General features: G+C 68.8%; 27 protein-coding genes. 12 read left to right on the forward strand and 15 right to left on the reverse strand.

The window, feature by feature from the left end; translation table 11 throughout:
* Window positions 1-72 precede the first annotated feature (72 nt).
* The 3 genes from E1J61_RS13230 to E1J61_RS13240 are packed head-to-tail and all read left to right on the forward strand — an operon-like array spanning window position 73 to window position 1,612.
* Window positions 73-456, forward strand: coding sequence for a hypothetical protein (locus E1J61_RS13230; RefSeq protein ID WP_133094503.1), 384 nt, complete (start codon window positions 73-75; stop codon window positions 454-456).
* A gap of 36 nt (window positions 457-492) precedes the next feature.
* Window positions 493-930: a PA2169 family four-helix-bundle protein gene (locus tag E1J61_RS13235; protein ID WP_133094504.1), complete on the forward strand. Its 438-nt coding sequence runs from the start codon at window positions 493-495 to the stop codon at window positions 928-930.
* Between the two features lie 52 nt (window positions 931-982).
* A complete protein-coding gene (locus tag E1J61_RS13240; protein WP_133094505.1) occupies window positions 983-1,612 on the forward strand; it encodes a diguanylate cyclase in 630 nt (209 codons plus the stop codon).
* Window positions 1,613-1,702: 90 nt separating this feature from the next.
* On the opposite strand, the gene E1J61_RS13245 is transcribed toward E1J61_RS13240, so the two are convergent.
* From E1J61_RS13245 to E1J61_RS13255, 3 genes are read right to left on the reverse strand one after another with little or no spacing between them, the layout of a single operon-like run.
* Window positions 1,703-2,044, reverse strand: a complete 342-nt coding sequence (locus E1J61_RS13245) for a hypothetical protein (protein WP_133094506.1) — start codon at window positions 2,042-2,044, stop codon at window positions 1,703-1,705.
* A gap of 47 nt (window positions 2,045-2,091) precedes the next feature.
* On the reverse strand, window positions 2,092-2,712 hold the full coding sequence (locus tag E1J61_RS13250; RefSeq protein ID WP_133094507.1) for a CinA family protein: 621 nt from the start codon (window positions 2,710-2,712) through the stop codon (window positions 2,092-2,094).
* The gene (locus E1J61_RS13255; RefSeq protein WP_133094508.1) at window positions 2,709-3,317 is read right to left on the reverse strand and encodes a DUF421 domain-containing protein; all 609 of its coding nucleotides are present in this window, start codon (window positions 3,315-3,317) and stop codon (window positions 2,709-2,711) included. The genes E1J61_RS13250 and E1J61_RS13255 overlap by 4 nt, the downstream gene beginning before the upstream one ends.
* Window positions 3,318-3,577: 260 nt before the next feature.
* Here E1J61_RS13255 and E1J61_RS13260 point away from each other — a divergent pair, with 260 nt between their 5' ends.
* From E1J61_RS13260 to E1J61_RS13270, 3 genes are read left to right on the forward strand one after another with little or no spacing between them, the layout of a single operon-like run.
* A complete protein-coding gene (locus E1J61_RS13260; protein WP_133094509.1) occupies window positions 3,578-4,720 on the forward strand; it encodes a flavodoxin family protein in 1,143 nt (380 codons plus the stop codon).
* Between the two features lie 38 nt (window positions 4,721-4,758).
* Window positions 4,759-5,322: a BON domain-containing protein gene (locus tag E1J61_RS13265; RefSeq protein ID WP_133094510.1), complete on the forward strand. Its 564-nt coding sequence runs from the start codon at window positions 4,759-4,761 to the stop codon at window positions 5,320-5,322.
* Between the two features lie 16 nt (window positions 5,323-5,338).
* Window positions 5,339-5,617, forward strand: coding sequence for a BON domain-containing protein (locus E1J61_RS13270; protein ID WP_133094511.1), 279 nt, complete (start codon window positions 5,339-5,341; stop codon window positions 5,615-5,617).
* Window positions 5,618-5,654: 37 nt separating this feature from the next.
* Here E1J61_RS13270 and E1J61_RS13275 read toward each other — a convergent pair whose 3' ends face one another.
* On the reverse strand, window positions 5,655-7,022 hold the full coding sequence (locus E1J61_RS13275) for an erythromycin esterase family protein (RefSeq protein ID WP_133094512.1): 1,368 nt from the start codon (window positions 7,020-7,022) through the stop codon (window positions 5,655-5,657).
* Between the two features lie 53 nt (window positions 7,023-7,075).
* The gene (locus tag E1J61_RS13280; protein WP_133094513.1) at window positions 7,076-7,297 is read right to left on the reverse strand and encodes a DUF2188 domain-containing protein; all 222 of its coding nucleotides are present in this window, start codon (window positions 7,295-7,297) and stop codon (window positions 7,076-7,078) included.
* A 217-nt stretch (window positions 7,298-7,514) separates the two neighbouring features.
* On the opposite strand from E1J61_RS13280, the gene E1J61_RS13285 reads away from it, so the two are divergent.
* Window positions 7,515-7,823 (forward strand): hypothetical protein, encoded by a 309-nt coding sequence (locus E1J61_RS13285; protein ID WP_133094514.1) that lies wholly within the window; start codon window positions 7,515-7,517, stop codon window positions 7,821-7,823.
* Window positions 7,824-7,889: 66 nt separating this feature from the next.
* Here E1J61_RS13285 and E1J61_RS13290 read toward each other — a convergent pair whose 3' ends face one another.
* The 4 genes from E1J61_RS13290 to E1J61_RS13305 all read right to left on the reverse strand — a co-directional run bounded on the left by E1J61_RS13290 (window position 7,890) and on the right by E1J61_RS13305 (window position 12,468).
* Window positions 7,890-9,290, reverse strand: coding sequence for an MFS transporter (locus E1J61_RS13290; protein ID WP_133094515.1), 1,401 nt, complete (start codon window positions 9,288-9,290; stop codon window positions 7,890-7,892).
* A 172-nt stretch (window positions 9,291-9,462) separates the two neighbouring features.
* Window positions 9,463-9,693, reverse strand: coding sequence for a DUF2783 domain-containing protein (locus E1J61_RS13295; RefSeq protein WP_133094516.1), 231 nt, complete (start codon window positions 9,691-9,693; stop codon window positions 9,463-9,465).
* Window positions 9,694-9,729: 36 nt separating this feature from the next.
* Window positions 9,730-11,445, reverse strand: a complete 1,716-nt coding sequence (locus tag E1J61_RS13300; RefSeq protein ID WP_133094517.1) for an FAD-dependent oxidoreductase — start codon at window positions 11,443-11,445, stop codon at window positions 9,730-9,732.
* A 63-nt stretch (window positions 11,446-11,508) separates the two neighbouring features.
* Window positions 11,509-12,468, reverse strand: a complete 960-nt coding sequence (locus tag E1J61_RS13305) for an MBL fold metallo-hydrolase (RefSeq protein ID WP_133094518.1) — start codon at window positions 12,466-12,468, stop codon at window positions 11,509-11,511.
* Window positions 12,469-12,792: 324 nt separating this feature from the next.
* Between E1J61_RS13305 and E1J61_RS13310 the strand changes: the two genes are divergently transcribed.
* The gene (locus E1J61_RS13310) at window positions 12,793-13,635 is read left to right on the forward strand and encodes an IclR family transcriptional regulator (protein ID WP_133094519.1); all 843 of its coding nucleotides are present in this window, start codon (window positions 12,793-12,795) and stop codon (window positions 13,633-13,635) included.
* On the forward strand, window positions 13,632-14,492 hold the full coding sequence (locus E1J61_RS13315) for an IclR family transcriptional regulator (RefSeq protein WP_133094520.1): 861 nt from the start codon (window positions 13,632-13,634) through the stop codon (window positions 14,490-14,492). Before E1J61_RS13310 ends, E1J61_RS13315 begins: the two co-directional genes overlap by 4 nt.
* Window positions 14,493-14,501: 9 nt before the next feature.
* Here the strand turns inward: E1J61_RS13315 and E1J61_RS13320 are convergent, their stop codons facing one another.
* Window positions 14,502-15,482, reverse strand: coding sequence for a tripartite tricarboxylate transporter substrate binding protein (locus tag E1J61_RS13320; RefSeq protein WP_133094521.1), 981 nt, complete (start codon window positions 15,480-15,482; stop codon window positions 14,502-14,504).
* Window positions 15,483-15,618: 136 nt separating this feature from the next.
* The gene (locus E1J61_RS13325) at window positions 15,619-17,598 is read right to left on the reverse strand and encodes a PAS domain-containing sensor histidine kinase (protein ID WP_133094522.1); all 1,980 of its coding nucleotides are present in this window, start codon (window positions 17,596-17,598) and stop codon (window positions 15,619-15,621) included.
* 239 nt (window positions 17,599-17,837) lie between these two features.
* Here E1J61_RS13325 and E1J61_RS13330 point away from each other — a divergent pair, with 239 nt between their 5' ends.
* From E1J61_RS13330 to E1J61_RS13340, 3 genes are all read left to right on the forward strand, one after another.
* On the forward strand, window positions 17,838-18,647 hold the full coding sequence (locus tag E1J61_RS13330; RefSeq protein WP_240745811.1) for a helix-turn-helix domain-containing protein: 810 nt from the start codon (window positions 17,838-17,840) through the stop codon (window positions 18,645-18,647).
* The gene (gene flhD, locus E1J61_RS13335; RefSeq protein ID WP_133094524.1) at window positions 18,644-19,027 is read left to right on the forward strand and encodes a flagellar transcriptional regulator FlhD; all 384 of its coding nucleotides are present in this window, start codon (window positions 18,644-18,646) and stop codon (window positions 19,025-19,027) included. Before E1J61_RS13330 ends, flhD begins: the two co-directional genes overlap by 4 nt.
* Window positions 19,028-19,096: 69 nt before the next feature.
* A complete protein-coding gene (locus tag E1J61_RS13340; protein ID WP_207951207.1) occupies window positions 19,097-19,885 on the forward strand; it encodes a hypothetical protein in 789 nt (262 codons plus the stop codon).
* Between the two features lie 10 nt (window positions 19,886-19,895).
* Here E1J61_RS13340 and gabD read toward each other — a convergent pair whose 3' ends face one another.
* From gabD to E1J61_RS13360, 4 genes are all read right to left on the reverse strand, one after another.
* Entirely contained in the window at window positions 19,896-21,344 is a 1,449-nt protein-coding gene (gene gabD, locus E1J61_RS13345; protein WP_133094525.1) for an NADP-dependent succinate-semialdehyde dehydrogenase, read from the reverse strand.
* 234 nt (window positions 21,345-21,578) lie between these two features.
* A complete protein-coding gene (locus tag E1J61_RS13350; RefSeq protein WP_133094526.1) occupies window positions 21,579-21,788 on the reverse strand; it encodes a DUF3079 domain-containing protein in 210 nt (69 codons plus the stop codon).
* A gap of 127 nt (window positions 21,789-21,915) precedes the next feature.
* Window positions 21,916-22,131 (reverse strand): hypothetical protein, encoded by a 216-nt coding sequence (locus tag E1J61_RS13355; RefSeq protein ID WP_133094527.1) that lies wholly within the window; start codon window positions 22,129-22,131, stop codon window positions 21,916-21,918.
* A 131-nt stretch (window positions 22,132-22,262) separates the two neighbouring features.
* A complete protein-coding gene (locus tag E1J61_RS13360; protein ID WP_133094528.1) occupies window positions 22,263-23,459 on the reverse strand; it encodes an AI-2E family transporter in 1,197 nt (398 codons plus the stop codon).
* Window positions 23,460-23,707 lie beyond the last annotated feature (248 nt).

A 23,707-nucleotide genomic window follows, 5' to 3' on the forward strand; every position in this document is an offset into this window, starting at 1 on the left:
CATGCGGCGCGGAGGCGCTTTGCCCGGTACGTTTCTTGCCCGGTGTCGTGACGGACAACCGGGGAAACATGCATGGACTGGTGGCTGGAGGCCGCGCAATGGCCGGCGATGGTGGTGACGGTGCTGGCCACCTGGCTGGTGGGTTCGCGCTCCCTTGGACGGCGTCGCGCGGGGTTCTGGGTGTTCCTGGCCAGCAACGTGCTGTGGATCGCGTGGGGATGGCACGGTGATGCGTATGCGCTGATCGTGCTGCAGCTGGCGCTGGTCGTGATGAACCTGCGCGGCATGCGCGAAACACGCAAGGCCTGGCAAGCGTCTTCGCGCCAGGCCTTTGGCGCGCCGCGCGACAGCACTGGCAGCGCAGGCGCAGAGCCACTATCCTTGTCCCGCACCGACATGCGCCATGTCCGGGGCGCCCGCCAGCAACCGCCGGCCTCCGCCGGCCCCGATCGATGACTTCACGGGTCCGGCCGCGGACCAGGCAGGTGTGCGATGGCAAAGAAAAAGATCCTGGTGCTCAACGCGCTGATCGCGATCTCGCGCGAGGGCGAGCACGATTGCCGGCGCGCCGCACACGCCGCCGCCAACCCGCATCTCAAGTCGCTGCTGACCAGCCGCGCCAATGCCTTCGCATTGGCTGCGCAGGAACTGCAGGCGTGCCTGCTGGAACTGGGGCAGGTGCCGGAGGCCATGCCGGCGGCAGCCTGTCGGGGCGGGAGCGGCAAGCACCGCTCGGACCGCGCCATCCTGCTCGCGGTCAGCAAGGGCGAGCAGGCGGTGCAACGGCGCTATGCGCGCGCACTGCGTGCACATGTGCTGGGCTCGCGCCTGCGGGCGGTAGTGCGGCGCCAGTATCGCGGCGTGCAGGTCAACCACGAGCTGTTCCGCGTGCTGCGCGAGCAATACCGGGCGCAGCCGGTGCGCGCGTAACCGGTCACCTGACCGGTCACCATCGGAACATCGTCGGGACACTCCTCCCACCATGCCCACTGCCGCCTCTGCCGACCTGCAAGCCTTCGAGCATGCCGTGCGCCTGGTGCTCATGTATGGCCTGGTGCCGCTGTGGCTGCTGGCCGGCGCAGGCGACTGGCTGTGCCATCGCCTCACGCACATCGAGCGCAACGCGGGCGTGCGCGAGTCCTTGCTGCACATGCTGATGCTGGCCGAGGTCGGCCTGCCGCTGCTGATGGTGCTGTTCCTGGAGGTCAATGCGCTGGTGATCGCCGTCGTCCTGGCGGCGCTCGTGATCCACGAAGCCACGGCGTGGTGGGACGTGCAGTACGCCAGCAAGCGCCGCCATATCGCGCCAGTCGAGCAGCATATGCACAGCCTGCTCGAAGTCCTGCCGATGGCTGCCGCCTCATACGTGGTGGTGATGTACTGGGGCCAATTCCTGGCGCTGTTCGGCGCCGGCAGCGAACCGGCGCGCCTGGCGCTGGCGTGGAAGCCCGTAGCGCTGCCGCCGGGCTATCTGGGCGGACTGTTCATCGCGGTCGTCTTGCTCGCCGGCCTGCCCTACCTGGAAGAACTGTGGCGCTGCCACCGCTGGCGCAAGCGCGAGCGTGACGCCGCGCTGGCGCAGGCGACCCGGGCGCTGCGCGGGGATAACTGAGCAGCGCCCGTCGCGCGAGGGCCTGTCCGCTGAAGCCCCGCCACGATTGCGCCCAATGCATGCGCTCGATGCATGCGCAACGGCATGCGCTTACTGCTTGGTCGCCGGGTCCGGCGAATCGCCCTTCGGGCCGCTCGGCGCATCGGCGGTCGGTGCCGGCGGCGCGCCCTGTTCGCGTGGCTTCTTGCTGCGGGCGGTGTTGGCCTGCTTGCCGGATTTGGACTTGGACTTCTTGGCGGTGTCCTTGGTGGTGTCGGTCGGCGCCGTGGTCATGTCGGTGGCGGCCGGCTGGTTACGCGAGGCGCCGGCGCCTTCGATCGGTGGCGCACTCGGGTTCGGCGCGGTAGGCGAGGCCGGAGCCTGTTGGGCGAAGGCCGGCAGGCAGAGCGCAGTGCCGACGACCAGTGCCGTGGTAGCGAGGGTGCGTTTCATGATGGTCTCCATTGCAAGACTACGTCGGTCGGGCCCAGGGCCCTGGGTTATGCCGTTGCGCCCGCAGGCGTGTCCGGCAATTCATCGGGCGCCGCGGCGCGGTTGCCTTCGCCGCGGCGCGCCAGTTCGTGGTAATGGCAGATCCGGGCCAGCGCCCAATCCGCCGCGGCTTCCCGCACGGCATTGCGTTCGCCGGGAAAGCGGCGGGTTTCCGTGAACACCGCCACGCCCGCGGGCGCGTCCTCAAGGGCGCGGCCGGCACGGCCGGCGTGACCAGGCCTGCGGAAGACCCATGCAAAGCATTGCGTGCCGGCCGGGGTGTCACCGTCGCCGCCGTCGTCGGCCACGCCGGTGTTCGCCAGCGCCAGGTCGACGCCGGTGAGCTGCATCGCGCCCAGCGCCATCGCGAGCGATACTTCTTCGCTTGTCAGTCCGTACCGGCGGATGGTTCCCGACGGCACGCGCAGCAACTGCTCCTTCGCCGATGGCGAATACGCGACGATGGCGCAATACAGGACATCGCCGCAGCCAGGCACTTCTGCGATGCGCGATGCAATCAGGCCCGCGGTACAGGATTCCGCGGTCACTACGTGGATGCCGTGGCGCCTGAGGTAACGGGCGATGCCGCGGTTATCGCCCGAGCCTGCGCCTGCGTTGCGTCGGGTCATTGACGCCGACTCCGCGACCGGACCGGCACGCCATTGCCGCGCGAGACGGCCGGCGCTGCCGGTGCGGCAGGATGGTTCTTCGCCGGCTCATCCTCCTTGGACCGGCGCACGAACGTTACCTTGCCGTCGCGCTCCAGCACGACGCGCGTCAGGTCGGCAAAGCTGTCGGTCTGCAGCGTAGCGCGCAGGTTGGCCTTCAGGTCTTCCTCGGTAAGCATGGCACGGCCGATCCGCTTGCGATCCAGCTGGCCCTGGTGCAGCAGGTCCAGCGCATACCCGCCTGTGGCGCGGTCGAACGCGGGATAGCGGCCCGAGAGCCAGCCCACTGCCCGGTGCAGCAGCACCAGCACGAGTGCGGCCGCGAATGCCACCGTGAGCGAGGTTGCGCCCACCACCGCGCGTGACAGCACGGCGCCCAGCAGCAGCACGATGCACAGGTCGAACGAACTCTTCTGCGCGAAGGCGCGGCGGCCCGCCAGCCGAAGCATGGCCCACGTGGCGATGAAGATCACCGCGGCGCGCACCGCGCCTTGCCACCACTGCAGCTCGTCGCCTTCGCCCACGGCGCGGCGCACCATATCGAGCAGGATTTCCATGACGTCCATGACGGCATCCGGAATGGAATTGATGGCAGCGGCGGCACTTTCCGTGCCAGCGCCGCGGCACCGGCGAAGCGCCGCCCAGCGGTCGTCGCAATGCCGCGCCGGTGCCGCAAGCGAGGAAAAAAGTACATGCAGCGCCAGCAGCCGCCTGTAAAAGCTGCGTGGCCGCGCGCGCTGCACATGGCCGCGGATGGTGGCGGATGGTGGCGTCTATCTTGCATGTCCTGCACCAGCACACATTGCAGAGGCGCACGGAGACACCTATGCCAGACCCGACGCACAAGCCGAACCAGCCGGCGCCGGATGCACCGCGCAAGCAGCGCTATCCCGGCGATCCCGCCGATGTCCGCAAGGGCCAGGTGAGCGAGCCGCTGCCGCGCGAAACTTTCCGGCAGCGCTTCATGGCGCGCTTTACCGACCCCGCCTACCGTGACGAGGATGAAGCCCTGGCGCGGCTCGAGCGCATTGCCTGGGAGGCTTACCGCGAGGGTCGCAAGGCGCCGCTGAAGCACAAGGCCGGACAGGGCTATGCCGATCCGGAGTATGAGCTGTCGGACGAATGGCGCGCGGCCAGCGAGGCGGTCCGCGTGGCGCAGCAGCTGCAGGCCGACCCTGCCACGCCCTCGCGCGTGCTGCTGGTCTGTGCCGCCGCGCGCAACGACTACACCTGCCCCGGCGAGATGTCCAAGTCCTGGCGGCTGGCGCAGCGCGCGCGGGCAACGCTGGAAGCGCAGGGCATCGAGGTCGATGTGCTCGACCTGAGCCTGCTCGCTTCCGATGCCGACTTGCGCATCCATCCGTGCAAGGGCTGCGTCTCGACGTCGATGCCGCTGTGCCACTGGCCCTGCAGCTGCTACCCCAACCACGCGCTCGGCCAGGTCAACGACTGGATGAACGACATCTATCCGCGCTGGGCAGGCTGCCATGGCGTGCTGATCGTCACCCCGGTCTACTGGTACCAGGCCAGCAGCCCGCTGAAGCTGATGATGGACCGGCTGGTCTGCGCCGATGGCGGCAATCCGGATCCGACCAGCACGCAGGGCAAGGACGTGGTGCGCGCCAAGTCGATCGAACTGGCGGGGTGGGATTATCCCAAGCACCTGGCCGGCCGTACCTACGGGCTGGTGGTCCACGGCGACGTGGCCGGCATCGAAGGCGTGCGCCGCGCGCTGTCCGACTGGCTCGACTGGATGGGCCTGATCGACGCCGGTCCGCAGGCGCGGCTGGACCGGTTTATCGGCTACTACAAGCCATATGCCACCAGCCATGTGGAACTCGACGAAGATGACGGCGTGCTCGGCGAGGTGGACAACGTGGCGCGTGCGCTGGCGTGCGCGGTGCAGCAGTTGCGCGCCGGCAAGCTCAGCGAGCCCGACCGCGGCCTGGTGCCGCCGCGGCAGAAATAGCGGCGCTACAAATCCCGGCACGCCAAGCGGAGACGACAATGGACCGTAGAGACAACCGGCGCGGACCACCCTGGCACGAAAGCCCCGTGCCGGACACCGACATGCGCAGCCACTACGTGGGCGCCTATGGCGTCTACGACTATGACGAGCCGGTGGACCCCGGCGAGTTCGGCGGCACGCAACACTGGCAGCGCGGCGGCGCGTCAGATGCACGCGCCCGGCAAGCGCCGCGCGGGCGCGATCCTTACCGCCAGTTCACCGGCTACAACGAGCGCATGGACCTGTATCGCGGCGGAACGCGCCAGGCGCGACCTGTGCGCCCAGTAGGTCCGCGCAACTACCGGCGCAGCGATGCGCGCATCCTCGAGGACCTGTGCGAGCAGCTCGCGCGCAGCGCCCGGCTGGAGGTGGAGGACGTCGAGGTGCGGGTGGAGCAGGGCGTGGTCACGCTGGAGGGCAGCGTGCCGCATCGCCAGCAGAAGTACCGGATCGAGGACATCGCGGACGAGATCTACGGCGTCACCGACGTGGTGAACCACCTGCGCGTGGCGCGGGGCGAGGCTACGGCCGCGCATCCGGGGCATGGCATGCGCATGTACTGACGCCAGAGGCTCACGCATGCAGGATCCTTCCAATACGCCGCCAGCCAATCCGCGCGGCACCGCTGTCACCGCCGCTGACGTCGAACTGCAGGCAGCGCTGTGCGCGCGCCTGTGGGACAGCGGCCTCGATGTCAGCGAGATCGCGCTGAACGTCGCGGAAGGTCGCGTCACCATCGAAGGCGCGGTCGGCACGCAGGCGGATCGCGCGGCGATCGAGGCGAGCATCCGCGCGTCCGGCGGCGTGCGCGAGGTCGTGAATCACGTCAGCGTGGCGCCGGACCGCACCGGCGGGTGAGCGGCGGTCGCGTGACACCGGCCGCGCCCGCCAGCCGCTATAGTCCGGACGGCCACGTCTCCGGTGCGCCAGGCGCCGGACTGGCCGGCAAGGCCGGGACCGCACGCGTGTGGTCGAACCACAGCAGCGCATCGAACTGCCGCGGCAGTGCCGCGCGCGCATAGTGGCTCTGCAATTCGGTTTCGGGCCGGTAGATGACCCCGATGAAGCGCTCCTGCCGCGGCGGCAGCAACGCGGTGCGGGCGTCTTCGAGCGGTCCGCTGCGCGCGCCGCGCAGGTCGACCCAGCATTGGGCGTGGCCGGCCTGGTGGAACAGGTGCTCGTAGCTGTCGGGCCGTCCGGGGCGCACGGTCTTGATTTCCATCTGGCCATCCCACCACGTCGCGGCGGCTACCGTGCCGGCATAGGTGCTCAAGCCAACCAGCGCCGCATCATCGCCGAAGGTTTCCCGGCACAGCTGGCCGATATTGAGCTGGCCGTGCAGGGTTCCCATTTCGGTGTACGAGGCATCGCCGATGTGTGAGTTGTGCGCCCATACCACGGCGCGCGAATCGGGTCCGTGCGCATGCAGCAGTTGCATGAGCGTCTCGAACATGTGCGTGTCGCGCAGGTTCCAGCTGTCGTCGCTGCCGTGGTACATCACGCGGTAGTAGCGCTCTGCCGATGCAACCAGCCGCGCATTCTGTGCGGCATCCAGGTAGTCTTCATGGCCGGCTCGGGCATAGGCCAGGCGCTTTTCGAGCAGCTCCTGCAATTGCCCGATGACGGCTTCCTCGCAGTCTTCATGGGTGCCGTGCAGCACGGCGCGGCCATAGCGCGCCGGGTCCCGGCCCCATGGTTCCAGGCAGGCGTAGCGCTCGCGTGCGGCGCGCGCGGCCTCAGGATCGACGCTGTCCAGGTAGGCCAGCACCGCCGCGATGGAGGCACGCAGGCTGTAGATGTCCAGCCCGAAGAAGCCGGCGCGCTGCACCGGGGGCAGGGGCGCGTTGTGCGCGTGCAGCCAGCGGATAAAGCGCGCGACTTCGAGATTGCGCCACATCCACACCGGGAAACGCGTGAACGCTTCGGCCGGCGCTTGCGCCGGCTGCGCGGGCCGGCCGCGGACATGGCGGTCGACCGCCGCGGCGTCGGGCCAGTCCGCTTCCACCGCGACGATGCGGAAACCGTGGCGCGCCACCAGCTGCGCCGTCAGCGCGGCGCGCGCGTGGTAAAACTCCGCGGTACCGTGCGTGCTTTCGCCAAGCAGCACCACCCGGTGCGCGGCCAGCGCTTCGGCCTGCACCGCGAGTGCATTGGAAAAGGGTCCGGAGAAGGGGTTCTGCGCGGGGTCGTCGACTTGCGGCAGCGGCACCGCCGCGGCTGCGATCGCGGCAGCTGCGTGCATTTCGTCCCAGTGCGGTGGCATGGATGCGCCTGCGCAGGATCGCGCGCCGGAAACGCTATCCGGCTAGGCCGGAGTTAGCCCGGTATGGTGCGCGGATCGTGGCCGAAGCTGTTGCGCGAGCGGATCTGGCCATCGCGGCCATGGACCAGCAGTTCAACATGCTCGCGCTGCGCCTGCGCAGTCGCGGCGGCGATGGCTTCTTCCTGCGTGTCGTGGTGGGATTCTGCGTAGCGGGCCCCTTCATGGATGACATCCCAGCCATCCCGATGCGGCACGACGTGTATGCTGGTGCCCATTTTGCTGTCTCCTTGGCTGTCTATGCTTTCATTGTGGGCGATGTACGGCGGCTGTCTATCCGGCGGCGTCTGACAGGCCGGCCACAACCCGGCCGCACACGCGGACACAACCCGGACGCTGGGTGGAGGGCAGCAAGCCCGACTTTTTCATGGAAATTTCTGGTTATTTGGCGCCCCTCTTGTAAGCTGGACTTGGATCGCATTAGAGGAGCGGACCATGCGTGCAAGATTTGCCAGGGGACTGACGCAGTCGCCGGTGACCGTGGTGGCCCGGGCGTTCGACGGAGAAGCGGTGCAGGCCCCCCAGATTGGCGACCTGGTAACCGTGTACAGCCAGGACCAGGACACCGAATTCAATATCCGCCTGTGCGAGGCCGTCGAGCCCGGCCGCTGGCGCGGCGTGGTCTACGCGATCGGCCGCGGACAGGACGTGCTGGTGACGGCCGAAGGGCTGGAGATCGATGATGTGGTCGAGGTGATGCGCGAGGAGATCGCGCAGGTCATTCCCTGCGGCCGGTCCCACTGAACGCCGCACCCGCGCGGGTGCGGACATTCCGGTTTGACGAAACCCGCTGCAGGCCCTTGCTGCAGGTTAATCCTGCCGGGCCTGGCGGGATCCTTGCGCGGGCTGGCGCGGCACGCCCAGCCACATCGCGAGCCCGCTGGCGAGCAGCAGTGCCGCCAGCAGCAACAGCGCATGGTCGAGGCTGCCGGTGCGGGTCTTGATTTGCCCGATCACCCACGGGCTGACGATGCCGCTGGTGATGCCGACGCTGCTGATCACGGCGATGCCGGCCGCGGCCCCCGCGCCCGGCAGGTAGCTGGGCGGCAGCGACCAGAACACCGGCAGAGCGGCAAAGATCAGCACGGCGGCAACCGACAGGATCGCCAGCATCATGGCCAGGCTGGAGGGGTGCAGCGTGAGCGCGGCCAGCGCCAGCGCGCCGCCGGCGGTGCACAGCAGGAAATGGCGGTGGCGCTCGCCGGTGCGGTCGGAATGGCGCGCGATCAGGATCAGCCCGACCGCACCGACGGCATTGGGCACCACCGAATACAGGCTGACCGACATCACATCGGTGATGCCGAAGTCGCGGATGATCAGCGGCATCCAGAAGCTCAGCGCAAGCGATCCGCAGGTCAGCGAAAAATAGATAAGGGCGAACAGGTACACGCGCGGGTTGCGCAGCACCTGGCGCAGCGCCTGCAGCGAATGGCCGCCTTTCGCCGCGTCGACCGCGCTGGCCGACCCGCCCGCCGCGGCGCGCGTCAGGTATGCGCGCTCATCGGGGCTGAGCCAGCGGGCCTGTTCCGGACCATCCACCAGGCAGCGCGCGGCAATCAGCCCCAGGAAAACCGCGGGCGCACCTTCGATCGCGAACATCCACTTCCAGCCTTGCAGGCCGAGCACGCCGGCCATGTCGCGCATGATCCAGCCCGAGACCAGGCCGCCGAGCACGCCCGCCACCGCCACCGCCACGCCGGCAAAGAAGATCGCCATCACCGCGGCGCGGCGCCGTGCCGGGAACCAGTAGGTCAGGTAGAGCACGATGCCGGGGAAGAAGCCCGCCTCGAACACGCCCAGCAGGAAGCGCAGCGTGTAGAACTGCGCCGGCGTCGACACGGCCATCATGCCCACCGAGGCCAGGCCCCACAGCACCATGATGCGCGTGAAGGTGCGGCGCGCGCCGAAGCGCGCCAGCAGCATATTGCTCGGCACCTCGCACAGCACGTAGCCAACGTAGAAGATCGCGGCGCCCAGCCCGTACATGGCGTCGCTGAAGCCCAGGTCATGCTTCATCTGCAGCTGGGCGAAGCCGATGTTGATGCGGTCCAGGAACGAGACCACGTAGCAGACGAACAGGAACGGGATGATGCGCAGCCACACCTTGCGGTAGAGCGCGTCTTCCTCGCGCGCCGCCAGCGTGGGCGGGGCAGTGATGTTGGCGGGCGTCAGATGCAGGGACGCAAGGTCCCCTGAGACCGGATGGCTCATGCTGTTGTCTCCGTATTTTCGGTAGCTGCGGTGGTGGCTGCGCGTGTCGCGCCTGGGTGGTTGCAGCCAGGGATGGCGCCGCCGGGCGCGTCTGTTGCGCGCTGGCTGGCGGACCCGGGTCAGGCCGGGGAAAGAGCGGAGCGGGGCGCGGCGTGGCCGCGCCCGTGGCGTGTCAGGCGGCCGGCGCCGCAGTGCCCGGCATGTCGGCCACGCCTTCGCGCGCCGCCTGCAGCGCGGCCAGCAGCACGTCGTGGTCGCCGATATGGTTGGCCAGCAGCAGGATCAGCTGCGCGTTGGCGGCCTGGCTCTGGGCGTCGTCGAGATCGCGGTGCATCTCGATCAGCGCTTCGTAGAAATCGTCGGGCCGGGCAAGGTTGGGTTGCGTATTGAGGGTGGCGGGCATGTTGTGGTCTCCTGTTCTCGAGCGGTCCGGCGTGCCTCAGGCGGCGATCCGGCCAGGGGCCGCGGCCAGGCCGGCACCGGTGGCACGCGCCAGCGCGGCGCGGATCGCGGCGGGGTCGGCGCGCCGCCAGCGCGCGCACACATGCTGGTCGGGCCGCACCAGGTAGCAGGTGCCGGGCGCGGCGCCGTAGCGGGCCGCGGCGAGGCCCTGGTCGTCGCGCAGCACGGTGGCGTTGGAACAGGTCATCGCCGGCTGCGCCGCGTCCGTGACGTAGACCAGTCGCAGCGGTACGTTGCCCTGGTTGAGCGCGGACAGGTCGGCCAGCGTGGCGGCGTCGATGGCATCGGGATTGCCGAACAGCAGCACGGTGAAGTCCTGTCCCAGGTGCGACAGCAGCCAGCCGGCACCCTGCGGCCCGGATACCGGCGCGTCGGCGCAGACCGCGCCGGGCACCATGCCGCCGGCATACCCCTCATCGGCATCGCCGGTGTTCAGCGGCGAGCCGTGCAGCACCGCCGGCACCGACAGGCGGCCGCTGTTGACCAGGCCGCGGGCAAAGGCGTGCCGCTTCGACAGCGTCAGCACCGCATCGCGGAAGACGCGGCTGACGGGGCTCTTGGGCGTGATGAAGTCGGTGGCGCGGGTCGAGTTCAGGAGGTTCTCGTCGGCGGCGTATTCGCGCTCGCTGGCGTAGGTATCGAGCAGGCTGTCGGCAGCGTGGCCCTGCAGCACGTAGGCCAGCTTCCACGCCAGGTTCTCGGCGTCCTGCACACCGCTGTTGGCACCGCGCGCCCCGAACGGCGAAACGCCGTGCGCCGAGTCGCCGGCAAACAGGATATTGCCGTGGCGGAAGCTGTCCATGCGCAGGCACGAGAAGGTGTACACGCTGACCCATTCCAGCTCGAACTTGACGTCCTTGCCGAGCAGTGCCTGCACGCGCGGGATCACGCGCTCGGGCGATTTCTCCAGCACCGGGTCGGCGTCCCAGCCGAGCTGGAAGTCGATGCGCCAGACATTGTCCGGCTGGCGGTGCAGCAGCACCGACTGGTTGGGGTGGAAGGGCGGGTCGAACCAGAACCAGCGCTCGCTGGGGAAGTCGGCTTCCATCTTCACGTCGGCGATCAGGAAGCGGTCGCGGAAGGTGCGGCCCTTGCTGTCCAGCCCGAGCAGCTTGCGCATCGGGCTGCGCGAACCGTCTGCCGCCACCACGTAGCGCGCGGCCAGCGGGTAGCTGCCTTCAGGCGTCTCGACGGTCAGCACGGCGCCATCCGCGCGCTGCTCCAGCCCGACCACCTTGTTGTGCCAGCGGATCTCGATATTGGGCAGCGCCTGCGCGCGCTCCAGCAGGAAGCCTTCGACGTAGTACTGCTGCAGGTTGATAAAGGCCGGGCGGCGATGCCCGCTTTCCGGCAGCAGGTCGAAGCTGTAGACCTGCTGGTCGCGCAGGAATACCTTGCCAACGTTCCAGCTCACGCCCTTGTCCACCATGCGCTCGCCGCAGCCCAGCCGGTCGAAGATGTCCAGCGTGCGCTTGGCGAAGCAGATGGCGCGCGAACCGGTGGACAGCGTGCAGTCGTCGTCGACCAGCACCACGCGCACGCCGCGCTGGGCCAGGTCGATGGCGGTGGCCAGCCCGATCGGACCGGCACCCACCACCACGACAGGATGGACCGGGCCATCCGCCTGCCCGGCACGCTGTTCCGCGCAGGGTTGGTACTCAAATGACAACCGCTGGTAGTCGATGCTGCTCATGCCTGTCTCTCCATCCAACTCTGTGTTGCTTCGTTGCCCGACTTGTTATGGGTCTTCGGCCGCTCAGTCCTGCAGCGCGGCCCACATTTCCTTGTCGCGCTGCGCGGTCCAGATGCGCGGGTGGCGGATGCCGCTGGCCTCGTCATAGGCGCGCGAGACGTCGAATGGCAGGCAGTGTTCGTAGATGAAGACATGGCCGAACTTCGGGTCCATGGCCTGGCGCGTATGCGCCATCGCGGCCTTCAGGTCGAGCTTCTCGGCCACCGCTTCCTTGCCCGACTGGAACAGCGTGGTGACGAAGTCCTTGGTGTAGGCGAGGCCCTTCCTGACCTCTTCCGGCGTGGTCAGCGCGGGGCCGCGGCCGGGAACCAGCTTCTCAGGGTTGAGCGCCTGCAGCGCGTCGAGCGTGGCGGGCCATTCTTCGAGCTGGGCGTCGCCGCAATAGCAGGCGGCGTCGTACTCGACCAGGTCGCCGGAGAACAGCACCTTCTGCTGAGGCAGCCAGACCACGGTGTCGCCCTTGGTGTGGCCCGAGCCCAGGTGGGCGATGCGCACTTCCAGCTTGCCGAGGAACAGCGTGATTTCCTTCTCGAACACCAGCGTCGGCCAGGTCAGGCCGGGCACGGTCTCGACGCCGGCAAACAGGCGCGGGAAGCGCTCGATCTCGGACTTCATGTCCGCCTCGCCGCGCTCGACGATCATTTCCCAGGTGCCGCGGCTGGCGATGACCTGCTGCGCGCCTTCGGCGAAGTAGGCCGATGCGCCCAACACGCGCACCGCGTGGTAGTGCGACAGCACCACGTACTTGATGGGCTTGTCGGTAATGGTGCGGATGCGCGCGATCAGGTCCTGCGCCATCGCCGGCGTGGCGGTGGTATCGACGATCAGCACGCCGTCGTCGCCGATCACGACGCCGGAATTGGGGTCGCCCTCGGCGGTGTAGGCCCAGGCGTTCTCGGACAGCTGGGTGAAGGTGACTTGCTTGGCTTCGAGGTCGGCCTGGGATGCGAATGCCTTGGACATGACGTCTTCCTTTGTGTGTGGGGGAGGCAAGACGGCACGTGCGCGCGGCGGGTGTACCGCAGTTCGGGGCTGGCGGCACGGGCTGTCTCGCCCCCGTTTCTATGGGTCTTCCACGCGGCGGTGCCGGCGTGTTTCGACGGGGTAGTGCAATCTTAGGAAAGACCGTTTAATTAATCAATAGCTAATTCGTTCGTCTATGGCAAATAATGGTGCGACCACGAGACCAACGGATCGCGTACCGCGCGATTGCGGGTTTACCCCGATTCGAAGGCGCGTGGATGGCGTTCGATTAATATCCGGGTTTTCCGATCACACAAGGTGGCGATGGCCAGGGGCAAGGCAACCGGCGCGGCCGGCAACGCTGACAAGGAAGGAAAGCCGGAAAAGGCTGACAAGGCCCAGCGCGGCATCCAGAGCGTGGAAGTCGGCGGCCGGCTGCTGGCCGCGCTGGCGGCGGCGCGCGTACCGATGCCGCTGGCCGCGCTGGCCGAGGCCGCGCAGCTGGCGCCGGCGCAGGCGCACGCCTACCTGGTCAGCCTGACGCGCCTGGGCCTGCTCAAGCGCGACCATGTCTCCGGCCGCTACGAGCCCGGCCCGCTATCGCTGCAGCTGGGCATGCTGCGCCTGGAGCAGGATCCGGCCTACCGCGCCGCGCTGCCGCGCGTCGACGCGCTGGCGCGGTCCTCGGGCTTCAGCGTGGCCATCAGCATCGCCGGGCCGCAGGGGCCGACCATCGTGCGCTACGTGCCCGCCAGCGCGCCGCTGCACGTGAACCTGCACGTGGGCACGGTGATGGCGCTGGCGGCCACCGCCACCGGCCGCGTCTACTGCGCGTTCCGGCCGCCGGCGCAGTGGCAGCCGCTGTGGCGCGCGCAGCAGCCGGACGCCACGGAGGCGCAGTTGGCTGACTTCGGCGCAGTGCTGCAGGGAATCCGCGAACGCGGCATCGAGCGCAGCATCGACACGCCCAGCCCCGCGGTCAGCAGCCTCAGCGTGCCGGTGCTGGATGCTGCAGGGGCGCTGCGGCTGGTGCTGACGCTGGTTGGCTCGACCGGCGCCATCGACGTCGACTGGAATGGCACGGCCGCACGGGCGCTGATGGCAGCAGCGGCTGATATCGCAGCGATCCTGAGTGCGGAAGGCCCGGAAGAGGAAAGCCCGGCATGACCCCGACCCGCATACCCGACCCGGACGGCATCGCCGGCCCGGATGCCGAAGCCGAAGGCGGCAAGCCGCAGCGCGGCATCCAGTCTCTCGACAGCACCGGCCAGCTGCTGGGCGCGCTGGTCGCGGCGGGCCGTCCGCTGGCCTTGCGCGACCTCGCGCTGGCTGCCGGCATGCCCCCCGCCAAGGCGTTCCCGCACCTGGTCAGCCTGCAGAAGACTGGACTGCTCGCGCGCGATGCCGCCGGCAACTACCTGTGCGGCCCGCTGGGGCTTGAGCTCGGACTGGTCGCGCTGCAGCGGCTGTCGCCGACGCGCGAGGCCGAGCCCGAAGTGATCGAACTGGCCGGCACCACCGGCCTGAGCGTGGCCATGGCCGTGCTGGGCCCGATGGGTCCGACCGTGGTCAGGCTGGAGGAATCGGCGCGGCCGCAGCATGTCAGCCTGCGCGTCGGCACGGTGCTGTCGCTGGTCCATACCGCGATCGGCCGTACCGTGGCCGCGCACCTGCCGGGCAACGTGCTTGCCGGGCTGCTGCAGACCGACTACCTGCGCATGGCCGGCGCTGCCGTCGGGCAGGTGCTGGGGGAAGACGGAAAGCCTGCGCCCGACTACGCCGCCCGCCTGGCCAAGGTGCGCGAGGCGCAGATCGACAACGCGCTGAGCCACCCGGTGCCGGGCATCGATACGCTGGCGGCGCCGGTGTTCGATCACACCGGCAGCCTGGCGCTGGTGATCGCGGTGATGGGATCGAGCGGCAGCTTCGACAGCGGCACCGAAGGCGCGCCCGCCGCGCTGGTGCGGCAGGCGGCGCGGCGGTTGTCGTGGCGCTTCGGCGCGTTGCGCGGCGCGGCCGGCTGAGCCGGCTGCTTACTGGTCCAGCCGGATGTTGGCAGACTTGATCAGCCCGTCCCACTTTTCGTATTGCGCGCGGATATAGCTGCCGAACTGCGCGGGCGTGGCCGGGAACGGCACCGTGCCCTGGCTCGCGAGCTTCGCCGACAACTCCGGCTGCTTCAGCGCGGCAACGATCTCGCCGTTGAGCCGGTCGATCACTGCCTTGGGCGTGCCGGCCGGTGCGGCCACGCCGAACCATGCCGTCAGCTCATAGTTGGGCACGCCCGCCGCGGCCAGCGTAGGCACGTCCGGCAGCTGTTCCGAGGGCTTTTGCGTGGTCACCGCCAGCGCGCGCACGCGGTTGTCGCGGATATACGGCAGCGCGGTGGATACGCTGTCGAACATCATCGTGATGCGGCCGCCGATCAGGTCGGTCATGGAGGCGGCGCTGCCCTTGTACGGAATGTGCGCGATATTGACACCGGCGAGATGGGTAAACAATTCACCAGCCAGGTGCGACGACGAGCCGTTGCCGAACGAGCCGTAGGTCAGCCTGCCCGGCTCCTTGCGCGCCAGCGCCAGCAGTTCCTGCACGTTGCGCGCCGGCACCGACGGATGTACCACCAGCACGTTGGGCAGGTAGGCCACGGATGCGACCGGGGCGAAATCCTTGAGCGGGTCGTAGCCCGGCTTGGCATACAGGCTCTTGTTGACCGCCAGCGAGCCGAAGGTGCCGAACAGCAGCGTGTAGCCGTCGGCCGGCGCGCGCGCCACGGCGATGGCAGCCAGGTTGCCGCCGGCGCCGGGCCGGTTGTCTATGACCACCGGCTGCTGCAGCCGCGCCGACAGGGCATTGCCGATCTCGCGCGCCAGCAGGTCGGTCGCGCCGCCGGGCGGGAAGGGCACCACCAGCCGGACCGGCTTGTCCGGGTAGTCCGCCAGTGCCGTGCCTGCCGCCGTGGCGGCGAATGCGAACAGCAGCCCGCTGGCTGCACGCCTGATCCAACCCTGCATCGCTGTCTCCTCCATGTGTGTTCTGGCGATGGAACGGGCCTCAGTGTGTCGCAGCGCGAGCAAGCGCGGGTTTGGCTTTGGCGAAGGTGGCCTTTCGCCGCGTGGGCAGCATGCAGCGGGCGCGGCCGCGCGCAACCTATTCGGGCCGCTGCAGGCGCGCGATGGTGCCGAACAGCGTCTCCAGCTCCACCGGCTTGACCAGGTGTGCGTCGAACCCCGCGCGCTCGCTTTGCTGCCGGTCGGCAGGCTGGCCGAAGCCGGTCAGCGCGACGTAGCGGGTCTGGCCGGTGCCGGCCACGCCGCGCAGGGCGCGCACCACCTCGAAGCCGTCCATGCCCGGCATGGCCAGGTCGATCAGCGCGATATGCGGGCGGCAGCGCGGCGCCACGTGCAGCGCCTCGGCGCCGTCGTAGGCAATGGTCACGTCGTGGCCGCACATTTCCAGCAGCATCGCCAGGCTGTCGGCGGCATCGCGGTTGTCGTCGACCAGCAGGATGCGCTGTGCCTGCAGCACGACGTTGGCACGGCCGCCGGCCGCGGCGCGCCCCGGTGGCTGCATCGTGGCGGCTTCCTGTGCCACCGGCAGCGGCAGCCGCAAGGTGAAGGTGCTGCCCATGCCGGGCCCGGCGCTGGCTGCGGCAATGGTGCCGCCATGCAGTTCCACCAGCGCGCGGCACAGCGACAGGCCGATGCCCAGACCGCCATGCGCATCGGTGCCGGGGCGGCTTTCCTGCACGAACATGGTGAAGATGTCGTCCAGCGATTGCGGCGCGATGCCGCGGCCCTGGTCGATCACCTGTACCAGAAGGGTACGTTTTTGTACGGCGGTGACGATGCTGATGGTCGTCTGCGCCGGCGAGAACTTCGACGCATTCAGGATCAGGTTCTGCATCACCTGCACCAGCCGGGTCTTGTCGGCGTGCATCGGGATCGACGCGGCGTGGGCCTGCACCGCGACGTGCTGCGACTTGGCCTCGAGCGACGGCCGTGCCGCCTCGGTGGCGAGCGCGATCACTTCGTTGAACTCGAGCGGCCCGGTGCGCAGCTCGATGCGCCCGGAGTTGATGCGGCCGATGTCGAGCAGGTCGTCGACCAGCCGGCTCAGGTGCGTGACCTGGCGTTCGATCAGGCTCAGGCTCCTGTCGGCCAGTGCCTCGTCGCCGGGCGCGAGCCGCATTGCCGCCAGCGCGCTGTGCACCGGCGCCAGCGGATTGCGCAGCTCATGCGACAGCGTGGCCAGGAATTCGCTCATGCGCTGGCTGGAGCGCTCCAGCTCTACGTGGCGGCGGCGCTCGCTCATGTCGCGGGTGACCTTGGCGAAGCCCCGCAGCGCGCGCGATTCGTCGTAGACGGCGGTCAGCGTGACGTTGGCCCAGAACAGCGAACCGTCCTTGCGCACGCGCCAGCCTTCGTCCTCGACGCGGCCGGCGCGGCGGGCCTTCTCGAGCAGCCGCGCGGGCTTGCCGGCGGCAATGTCGTCGGGCGGGTAGAACACCGAGAAATGCCGGCCCAGGATCTCGTCGCGGCGATAGCCCTTGATGTATGAGGCGCCGGCATTCCAGCTGACGATATTGCCGGCGGGATCGAGCATGAAGACCGCGTAGTCCTTCACGCCCTCCACCAGCAGCCGCAGCGTTTCCTCGCTCTGGCGCAGTGCTTCGGCGGTGCGGCGCTGGGCGGTCATGTCGCGCGTGACCTTGCCGAAGCCGATCAGCTTGCCGTCCGGATCCTTGAGGGCCGTGATCACCACATTGGCCCAGAAGCGGCTGCCATCCTTGCGCACGCGCCAGCCTTCATCCTCGAAGCGCCCGAACTCGGCGGCGGCCTTGAGCTCGGCATCCGGCCAGCGCCGTGCCACAGCGTCGGGCGTGTAGAAGGTCGAGAAGTGCTTGCCCAGGATATCTTCGCGGGTATAGCCCTTGATGCGCGCGGCGCCCTTGTTCCAGCTCGACACATGCCCGGTCACGTCGAGCGTGAAGATGGCGTAGTCCTGCACGGACTCGACCAGGGTCCGGTAGGGGGCGTCGGCAGCCACGTCGCCGGGCGCGTTGCCTTGCGACTCGCGGAGTGACGCGTGTGCGGCCGGGCCGTTGGCGCCGGCGGGGTCTTTCTTCATGGCGAAATCTGGGTTCGCTGCTGCCGGCTTGCCGGCGATGTCTGGAAGCGAGCGCCGCCGCGCGGCGCTGCGCATGACATAGCATACGCGCCTCGCGCCGAAGCAGGCGGCCGCGGCGCCTGGGTGGTCCGAAGCTTCGCGACGATGATTCGGAATATACAGATTGTTACGCGGTGCACGATCCATAGAATCGGTCACATGTTTTAAACGCCGTCAATCTTTGTCACGAAACAATGCAATTGCCACCGACCAGCGGCCGGTCCGCGTCGCCCGATGCGCTGCCTTGCTGCGACAGCTGCCCCCACGCGCAGGGCTGCCAGGGGGCCGGCTTGGTACGGCATGCGCATCCCGCGGCCGGTCCGCAGCCGCAGCGCGGCGTCCGGCTGCGCAAGGGGCAGCCGCTGTACTTGATCGGCGATCCGGTCACCGCGCTCTATGCGATCCGAGTCGGCACGCTCAAGACGCATGTCACCACCGAAGACGGCCGCACGCAGGTGGTTGGCTTCCATTTTCCGGGTGAACTGGTCGGGCTCGACAGCCTCGTGCGCACTCGCTACGCGTCGTATGCCACGGCGCTGGAAGACACCAAGCTGTGCATGATCGCGGTCGACCTGGGCAGTGCCGCCATGGCCGCAGCGCCTGCGCTGGCCATCCAGCTGTTCCTGGCGCTCGACTGCATGACCCAGCGCGCGCGGGCCATGCAGACCATGCTGGCGCTGATGACTGCCGAGGAGCGGCTGGTAACGTTCCTGCTGTGGATGGCCGACGGCTTCGCGGCGCGCGGCTTTTCCTCGTCGGCGTTCATCCTGCGCATGAGCCGCGAGGAAATCGGCAGCTATGTCGGCCTGACGCTGGAGACGGTCAGCCGCCAGTTCTCGCGGATGGCAGGGATCGGGCTGATCCGCGTGCGGAACCGTTGCGTCGAGTTGCTGGACAAGCCCGCGCTGCGCGCCATCGCAGAACGCCCGAAGATCTCGGCGCGCACCGCCCCGGACACCGTCGCCGGCTCCGCAGGTACCGCCATTGGCACCACGGCATTTATCCAATGAAGCGCAAACCGGAGCACGCCGACACGAGCGCAGGCACGACGCGCGGCGCGGCGGACCTCGGCGCTGCCGGGGCTGACATCCTGCGCGACATCCAGCAGCTGAACCTGTCCTACCTGATGCTGGCGCAGCGTCTCCTGCGCGAGCACGAAGCCGAGGCGCTGTTCCGGCTTGGCATGCGGCAGGAGCTGGGGCGCGCGCTGGCCGCGCTGGCCCCGGCGCAGATGGTGGCCCTGGCGCAATCGAACCTGCTGCTGTGCCGCTTCAGGCTGGAAGACAGCAAGGTGCTGGCATCGTTGACGGCGCCCGAGGCGCGCCACCCGCTGCAGGGCATGCATGCGGCGATCGTGATGGCCTCGCAGCCTGCCGGCGGGACGCGCTGATGCCAGCCCTGGCACTTGCGCGCCCCGCCACCGCCCGCATGGGCATAGCAACCAACCATGGAGTTATTGATGACGGGTACCGCCTCGAGCTACGTCGAGACCAGCCTGAGACTGTCCGGCCAGCCGGGCCAGCCGGGCCAGCCGGGCCAGCCGGGCACATTGCCGACCCGCACTGAAATCACCGGCATGCCGCACGCGCACGCGCTGCTCCGAGCGCTGCCGGGCGACGCCATCGCGCAGCGCTGCATCGAAGCCGCACTGCGCGTGCTGGTGCAGGCGGGACACCAGCCGGTGCGCACGGTGGTGTACAGCGGGCAGGGCCGGCAGGCGTCGCTGGACTTTTACGTCGAGGCCGGCTTGGTGGCGTGCTGCGAGCTCGATGGCGCGCTGCAGCGCCAGCTGGCCAGCCTGTGCACGAGCGTGCTGCCACCGGGGCTGGCGCTGTCGGTGCGGCCGATCGGCACGTATGTGCCCGACGGCCCGACGGCGGGCCAGCGCGGCGCGGCGGAGCGCTTGCGCAAGTGCGCCGGCGATTTGCTGTGCCGCGGCGGCGAGATGAACCAGCGGCTGTCGTCGGTTTGCGCCTACCTGGCGGCGCTCCACGATGCGCAGGCCACTGCCGACCGGCTTGGCCACCTCGACCAGAGCCTGTTCGGCAAGGGCCAGGAATCGCTGTCGTGGCGCCTGCGCCGGCATCACAGCGTGGAAGGGCGGGCGCTGGCACAGGCGCTCGAAGCGCTGTCGCGGGCCGCCGACTGCGCGCTGCATGAGCTGGGCAAGCCGTACGGCGCCGACCATGCGCGCTACCAGTTCGAGCAGATGCAGCGCTTCTGTGAGCAGATCGAGCGGTTTCGCTAGGGCGCGGGGGTCAGATCCCGGCCATGCAGGTGTACTTGATGACCAGGTAATCCTCGATACCGTAGTGCGAACCCTCGCGGCCCACGCCCGACTGCTTGACGCCGCCGAAGGGCGCCACCTCGTTCGAGATCAGCCCGGTATTGACGCCCACCATGCCGTACTCCAGCCGCTCGGACACGCGCCAGACGCGGCCCAGGTCGCGCGCATAGAAGTAGCTGGCCAGGCCGAACTCGGTATCGTTGGCCATTGCCACGACCTCGTCCTCGGTGTCGAAGCGGAACAGCGGCGCGAGCGGCCCGAAGGTTTCCTCGCGCGCCACCAGCATGCCGGGCGCGACATCGGCCAGCACGGTCGGCTGGAAAAACGAATGGCCGAGCGCGTGGCGCTGGCCGCCATGCAGCACGCGCGCACCCTTGCCGACGGCGTCGGCGATATGCTCCTCGACCTTGGCCACGGCCTTGTCGTCGATCAGCGGCCCGATGCGCACGCCGTCATCCATGCCGTTGCCGACCTTGAGCGCGGCCACCGCCGCCACCAGCTTCTTCGCAAAGGCCTCGTACACGCCCGCCTGCACATAGATGCGGTTGGCGCAAACGCAGGTCTGGCCGGCGTTGCGGTATTTCGACACGATCGCCCCTTCCACCGCGGCATCGAGGTCGGCATCGTCGAACACGATGAAGGGCGCGTTGCCGCCCAGCTCCATCGAAACCTTCTTGATGGTCGACGCGGTTTGCGCCATCAGCACGCGGCCCACCTGGGTCGAGCCGGTAAAGGTCAGCTTGCGCACCAGCGGGTTGCCGCTCATCTCGCCGCCGATCGCGCTCGCCGAGCCCGTCACCACCGACAGCACGCCGGCCGGAATGCCGGCACGCTCGGCCAGCGCCACCAGCGCCAGCGCGGTCAGCGGCGTCTGCGACGCGGGCTTGAGCACCATGGTGCAGCCGACTGCCAGCGCAGGGCCGGCCTTGCGCGTGATCATCGCCGCCGGGAAGTTCCACGGCGTGATCGCCGCGCACACGCCGACAGGCTCCTTAGTGACGACGATGCGCTGGTTGGTGGCCGGCGCGGGAATGGTGTCGCCATAGACCCGCTTGCCTTCTTCGGCAAACCATTCGATGAATGAGGCCGCATAGGCAATTTCGCCGCGTGCCTCGGCGATCGGCTTGCCCTGCTCTGCGGTCATGATGCGCGCCAGGTCTTCCTGGTTGGCCAGGATCAGCTCGAACCACTTGCGCAGCAGCACCGAACGTTCCTTGGCCGTGCGCGCGCGCCAGGCGGGCAGGGCGCGGTTGGCGGCTTCGATGGCCTGGCGGGTTTCCTCGGCGCCCAGCTGCGGCACCTGGCCGACGCGTTCGCCGGTGGCGGAGTTGGTCACGTCGATGCGGCGCTCGCCATCGGTCCAGCGGCCGTCGATATAGCATTGCTGCCGCAGCAGCGAAGAATCCTGGAGGTTGAGCATGATGGTTCCGGCGGAAGGCTTTGGGGGCGGTAGGCGGAAGGGCTGGATAGCCTGAGGGCGATTGTAATCCGGCCCGCGTCGAGGTTCTTGCCGCCGCCGCGTGAAAGCGTGAAAGCCGTACGGGGCCTGCCGCGCGTGCCGGTCATCGCGCGATGCCTGGGAAGGAGCCGGCATGCACCGGGCGTCCCGCGAGAAGCAGGACGGGTGGGTGAAGGTGCGGTGATGCGGGCCCCGTCAGGCCGGAGCGGGTCCGCGCGCGGGAGCGTCCGGAGCCTCGATGCCCCAGTCGCCGTAGTCGAGCCAGTCGTCGCCGAGCAGTTCGATGGGATGCTGCGTCCGGCTGGAGCCGTTGCCGCATCCCATGGCGTCGGTCGGGCAGTATTTGTCGCAACCCCAGCAAACGCGCTCGGGATGGCTTGGGTGCAGGGGAAATTTCTTGGCCATGGCGTGGTTGGCGGGCGGAAAGCGCCCCTTGAGCCAGATTATCCGGCCCCCCAACCAATGCAGATTTGCCCAAGATCAAGGCGGGCCGAAGCCCAGCGCGGACCTGCCGATTGCGCCGGCTCCGGCTTCAGTGCCAGCCATCGGCGTCCAGCCGTGTCCAGCGGTCCGGCGCCTCGCCATCCGACGAGGCCAGCAGCAGGCTTTCGCCGCAATCGCCGCAGCGGTATACGAAAGCGTTCTGGCCGCTGCTGGTGCGCAGCGTGGCCGACTTCAGCAGGCGCGCATGTGGCGGGAAATGCCCCGGCCGGTCCAGTTGCGACAGGCAAAGGTCGCACAAAGGCATGTTGGTTCCTCCAGCACGAATTCCGCAGCAGGAAAAATGCTGTGGTGCAGCATCCGTGGATTGAGTATAGATGCATTGGGGATGCGGGGGTCCGCGCCGGTGTTGCGCCGGCGCGTGGGAAAGCGAACAGACTATTCGCCAAGGAACTCCGCCACCACTTCCAGCCCTTCGATGTGATCGGCCACGACCTTGGCAATGGTGATCAGCGGGATCGCGAGCAGCATCCCCCACACGCCCCACAGCCACGTGAACAGCAGCAGCGCCACGAACACCGCGACGGCATTCATCCTGGCCATGCGACCCGTCATCCAGGTGGTGACGAGCGAGCCGATCAGCGTGGCGATCAACAATGAGCCGCCCGCGGCTGCCGCGGCCATGCCGAGCGTGCCGAACTGCATGAACGTCACCATGCCCAGGCACAACGCGATCGCCATTGCGCCAAAGTAAGGCACCAGGTGCAGCGCGCCCGCCGCGATCGACCAGCTGCCCGCGTTATTGACGCCAAGCCATTTCAGCAGCAGCCAGGTACAGGCCCCCAGCGCCGCATTGGTCACCAGCAGCATGCCCATGTAACGCTGGATCGAGCGGTTGACCTCGTCCAGCATGTGCACGCTGATTTTCTTTTCGGAGATGGTATTGCCGACCATCTTGATGAACTTGCGCTTGAAGGTGTCGCCCGCCAGCAGCAGGAAATAGAGCAGGAACACCACCACCACCGCCTGGCCGGCCATGGTGAAGATGCTCACCGAGCCGGCCAGCAGCATGGTGTTGATCTGGTCCCCCGAGTGGTCCACCACCACGTGCGGCACGCGCACCGGCGGCGGCTGCCCGGCGCCGCTGAGCACGGTGGCGGCGCGCCGGACCTTTTGCCACATCGAATCGTCGCCGCTCAGCAGGGCGCCGACCGAACGCGACAGCTTGCTGGCCACATCGGGCAGGCTGTTGACGATGGACTCCACCTGGCCTTGCACCAGGTAGGCGCCGCTGAGCAGCGCGCACAGCAGCGCCAGCAGCACCACCGTGCCGGCCGCCACGCGCGGCATGCCCAGCCGCTGCAGCGCGCGCACCGGCGGGTCGAGCAGGTAGGCGAGCACGATCGCGATCACCACCGGCACCAGGAAATCGCGGGCGAGATGCACGGCATAGAGCGAGAACAGCACTGCCAGCACGACCAGCGCCGTGCTGGCGCGCTGCAGGGCCGCGGACACCGTGGCAGGCGCGATCGCCACCGTCGGGGCGTCGGCCTGCTCTGCCGGATCTGCTTCCACAGGAGCAGGCGGCTCGGCATGCGGTATCGGGGACGGAGCGGGGTCGGGAACGGTCGACATAGCCGGCGCTTCGGCAAAAAAAAGGGCTGTCTTTGAAATGTAGCTGCCTGGCGACGCGCGGCTGTCGGACGCCGCCGACTGCTGGTGTCAGACAAGGGCGGCTGGTCGGCGTGTGGCATGCGCGGCATTTGCGCCTGCAAGTTGCCACGGCAATTTTGAACGGTCGGGACAGGTGGGGGCATCCCCCATACAGCGGGCGCTGTCCGAACTGGTGAGGGAGGCCCTGCTGTACCGGCGCGCCGGGTTCG

It is taken from the genome of Cupriavidus sp. L7L (assembly GCF_004353535.1).
In the GTDB taxonomy this organism is placed as follows: Bacteria; Pseudomonadota; Gammaproteobacteria; order Burkholderiales; family Burkholderiaceae; genus Cupriavidus; species Cupriavidus oxalaticus_A.

Excerpts from the sequence above, each read along its gene's own strand:
- E1J61_RS13355 (WP_133094527.1), bottom strand. The coding sequence starts at position 22,131 with ATGCCTTTGTGCGACCTTTGCCTGTCGCAACTGGACCGGCCGGGGCAT.
- E1J61_RS13360 (WP_133094528.1), bottom strand. The coding sequence starts at position 23,459 with ATGTCGACCGTTCCCGACCCCGCTCCGTCCCCGATACCGCATGCCGAG.
- E1J61_RS13270 (WP_133094511.1), top strand. The coding sequence starts at position 5,339 with ATGCAGGATCCTTCCAATACGCCGCCAGCCAATCCGCGCGGCACCGCT.
- E1J61_RS13310 (WP_133094519.1), top strand. The coding sequence starts at position 12,793 with ATGGCCAGGGGCAAGGCAACCGGCGCGGCCGGCAACGCTGACAAGGAA.
- E1J61_RS13290 (WP_133094515.1), bottom strand. The coding sequence starts at position 9,290 with ATGAGCCATCCGGTCTCAGGGGACCTTGCGTCCCTGCATCTGACGCCC.
- E1J61_RS13285 (WP_133094514.1), top strand. The coding sequence starts at position 7,515 with ATGCGTGCAAGATTTGCCAGGGGACTGACGCAGTCGCCGGTGACCGTG.
- E1J61_RS13340 (WP_207951207.1), top strand. The coding sequence starts at position 19,097 with ATGACGGGTACCGCCTCGAGCTACGTCGAGACCAGCCTGAGACTGTCC.
- E1J61_RS13240 (WP_133094505.1), top strand. The coding sequence starts at position 983 with ATGCCCACTGCCGCCTCTGCCGACCTGCAAGCCTTCGAGCATGCCGTG.
- E1J61_RS13260 (WP_133094509.1), top strand. The coding sequence starts at position 3,578 with ATGCCAGACCCGACGCACAAGCCGAACCAGCCGGCGCCGGATGCACCG.
- E1J61_RS13230 (WP_133094503.1), top strand. The coding sequence starts at position 73 with ATGGACTGGTGGCTGGAGGCCGCGCAATGGCCGGCGATGGTGGTGACG.
- flhD (WP_133094524.1), top strand. The coding sequence starts at position 18,644 with ATGAAGCGCAAACCGGAGCACGCCGACACGAGCGCAGGCACGACGCGC.
- E1J61_RS13325 (WP_133094522.1), bottom strand. The coding sequence starts at position 17,598 with ATGAAGAAAGACCCCGCCGGCGCCAACGGCCCGGCCGCACACGCGTCA.
- E1J61_RS13245 (WP_133094506.1), bottom strand. The coding sequence starts at position 2,044 with ATGAAACGCACCCTCGCTACCACGGCACTGGTCGTCGGCACTGCGCTC.
- E1J61_RS13320 (WP_133094521.1), bottom strand. The coding sequence starts at position 15,482 with ATGCAGGGTTGGATCAGGCGTGCAGCCAGCGGGCTGCTGTTCGCATTC.
- E1J61_RS13265 (WP_133094510.1), top strand. The coding sequence starts at position 4,759 with ATGGACCGTAGAGACAACCGGCGCGGACCACCCTGGCACGAAAGCCCC.
- E1J61_RS13305 (WP_133094518.1), bottom strand. The coding sequence starts at position 12,468 with ATGTCCAAGGCATTCGCATCCCAGGCCGACCTCGAAGCCAAGCAAGTC.
- E1J61_RS13300 (WP_133094517.1), bottom strand. The coding sequence starts at position 11,445 with ATGAGCAGCATCGACTACCAGCGGTTGTCATTTGAGTACCAACCCTGC.
- E1J61_RS13350 (WP_133094526.1), bottom strand. The coding sequence starts at position 21,788 with ATGGCCAAGAAATTTCCCCTGCACCCAAGCCATCCCGAGCGCGTTTGC.
- E1J61_RS13255 (WP_133094508.1), bottom strand. The coding sequence starts at position 3,317 with ATGGACGTCATGGAAATCCTGCTCGATATGGTGCGCCGCGCCGTGGGC.
- E1J61_RS13235 (WP_133094504.1), top strand. The coding sequence starts at position 493 with ATGGCAAAGAAAAAGATCCTGGTGCTCAACGCGCTGATCGCGATCTCG.
- gabD (WP_133094525.1), bottom strand. The coding sequence starts at position 21,344 with ATGCTCAACCTCCAGGATTCTTCGCTGCTGCGGCAGCAATGCTATATC.
- E1J61_RS13280 (WP_133094513.1), bottom strand. The coding sequence starts at position 7,297 with ATGGGCACCAGCATACACGTCGTGCCGCATCGGGATGGCTGGGATGTC.
- E1J61_RS13275 (WP_133094512.1), bottom strand. The coding sequence starts at position 7,022 with ATGCCACCGCACTGGGACGAAATGCACGCAGCTGCCGCGATCGCAGCC.
- E1J61_RS13250 (WP_133094507.1), bottom strand. The coding sequence starts at position 2,712 with ATGACCCGACGCAACGCAGGCGCAGGCTCGGGCGATAACCGCGGCATC.
- E1J61_RS13315 (WP_133094520.1), top strand. The coding sequence starts at position 13,632 with ATGACCCCGACCCGCATACCCGACCCGGACGGCATCGCCGGCCCGGAT.
- E1J61_RS13295 (WP_133094516.1), bottom strand. The coding sequence starts at position 9,693 with ATGCCCGCCACCCTCAATACGCAACCCAACCTTGCCCGGCCCGACGAT.